The organism is Alteromonas sp. G4i35 (assembly GCF_054960375.1).
Genome location: NZ_JBHNZD010000070.1, coordinates 1 through 1,155, shown reverse-complemented (window position 1 = coordinate 1,155; position 1,155 = coordinate 1). Strand labels below are relative to the sequence as shown.

Here is a 1,155-nt window from a genome sequence, read left to right as displayed (position 1 = left end):
CCCACCTAACAACTCAATAAACTCGCTCACTTCGTTCGCTGGGACGCATACACGCGGGGCGGCTGCGCCATTATGCCCCACATGTCTGCGCCCGTTATTGGAAAGTTATACGCAATTGCAAGCATAGAGGTATGAATGGACTCTACAGTAAGTCATAAAACAAAGAAAATGGAAGTGTTACCTTTGCTATTTAGTTTCAAAGGAAGGATAGGAAGAATTCAGTTTACTAAGTGGTGGCTACCTTTAACTTCAATCACGCTACCTCTCTACTACCTAAATGATCAACTGGCAGGAATGGTTGCAATTCTCCTATTATGGCCACTGTTTGCGCTAACGACAAACCGATACCATGACTTTGGTAGTTTCGGTTGGTTAGGTATTTTTCAGTTACTACCTATTATTGGGTGGCTAATAGTAATTGTGGGTTGCTGTTTTACAGTCGGTGATTTTAAAGACAATAAATATGGTGAGTCTCTGTATAAGTAAAATTGCGTATAACAAACGCATCAACACTCGCTGCGCTCGCTGGGGACAAAAACACGTAGGCTCCCTTCGCTTCGCTCGGTATTATAGCCTACGTATTTTTGCCCGTTGTGCGGGTGTTATGTGCTGGAGTAACATGCAGAAAGAAAACGGTGATACGGAAATTGCTTTTTTGGCAGCGTTGGCATTGTGGTTAGTTACTATTGGTACGGGCTGGTTATCCAAGTTAGTTTTCGAAATGTGGCAAAATGGAAGCTCCATTGAATTTGTTAGCCGAAAAGCAAGAATTCTTAATCATTTTCCAACATCGTTTATTTTCTTTCTCTCTCTGGTAGTTTTAGCAATAATGGTCTTTTATGCAGCCAAGCAGACGCTTAAGTTTGTTACCTATTTGCGCAATTAAAATGCTGTTGTTTTTAAACGCACATAACAAACAAATCATGGCACTCGCTGTCGCTCGCTGGGAAGCAAACATGTGCGCTGCTTCGCCATTTTCGCACACATGTCTGCGCCCCATATTTGGAAGTTAGTACCCTCGGAGCAGGAAGCTTGAAAGTAAAACCATCCAAAAAGCTATACCTAAAAATGCTAAGAAGCCTTTTGATAATTAGCGTTCTATTCGGTCTTACTGCATATGTCTGGTCAACTTCAGTTTATGAATGTATTTCTATC

General features: G+C 41.6%; 2 protein-coding genes. Both read left to right on the top strand.

Translation table 11 applies throughout. From position 1 onward, the window contains the following. Window positions 1–135 precede the first annotated feature (135 nt). The gene (locus tag ACFI6L_RS20260; RefSeq protein WP_462574704.1) at window positions 136–486 is read left to right on the top strand and encodes a DUF805 domain-containing protein; all 351 of its coding nucleotides are present in this window, start codon (window positions 136–138) and stop codon (window positions 484–486) included. Window positions 487–619: 133 nt separating this feature from the next. Further along, window positions 620–886, top strand: a complete 267-nt coding sequence (locus tag ACFI6L_RS20255) for a hypothetical protein (RefSeq protein WP_239260839.1) — start codon at window positions 620–622, stop codon at window positions 884–886. The last annotated feature ends 269 nt before the right edge of the window (window positions 887–1,155 follow it).